General features: G+C 35.7%; 1 protein-coding gene. It reads left to right on the top strand.

Annotation, left to right across the window (positions count from 1 at the left end):
* Window positions 1-482 precede the first annotated feature (482 nt).
* Window positions 483-611: a hypothetical protein gene (locus QQK43_RS23770; protein ID WP_284309653.1), complete on the top strand. Its 129-nt coding sequence runs from the start codon at window positions 483-485 to the stop codon at window positions 609-611.
* The last annotated feature ends 28 nt before the right edge of the window (window positions 612-639 follow it).

Here is a 639-nt window from a genome sequence, read left to right as displayed (position 1 = left end):
CTTAAATAATAGAAAACAAACTAAAATGAAAATTAAAAGAAGTACAACACATTTATATTAGTTTAAAACTTTAGAAATAGTAAATAAGAATTATTTAGTGGAATATTTTATAATTTTTGTATGAATAATGATATGTCATTATTGCGTGACTGTTGAAAGAGTTTATAATTATTTTATAATTATTGTATGACTGTCATTATTGTACGAATAATTATTTGTGTACGATTTTTTTTCATTTCATGTAGATGGATCGGCAATGGATGTACGCTGACCGGCGGTCCAAAGAGTTTATTGACGGCGTGCATTATTTTTTGAGAGTGGCCGAAGCTAACAGGCAAAAGGGTTTTATTTGTTGTCCATGCAATAAGTGTAAGAATCAGAAGGAGTATTCTGCATCCAGGACTATTCATTTCCACTTGTTTGAGTCGGGGTTCATGCCAAGCTATAATTGTTGGACATCCCACGGAGAGCAAGGTGTTGAAATGGAAGAAGATGAAGTGGAAGACGACAATATTCCGGACTTTGCTCAGTATGTTGGATTTGAAGGAAATCAAACGGGCGAGGAGGAAATAGCTGCTGATGGTAACGACGTTGCGGATGATCTTAGTTAGATGTTGCAGGATGCCAGGGAGGACTGCG

Source organism: Hydrogenophaga electricum (assembly GCF_030160815.1).
Lineage (GTDB): Bacteria > Pseudomonadota > Gammaproteobacteria > Burkholderiales > Burkholderiaceae_C > Hydrogenophaga > Hydrogenophaga electricum.
The sequence above is the reverse complement of the archived record's forward strand: the minus strand, read 5'-3'. Positions and strand labels throughout refer to the sequence as shown.

Coding starts and splice junctions, on each gene's coding strand:
- QQK43_RS23770 (WP_284309653.1), top strand. CDS start 483: ATGGAAGAAGATGAAGTGGAAGACGACAATATTCCGGACTTTGCTCAG.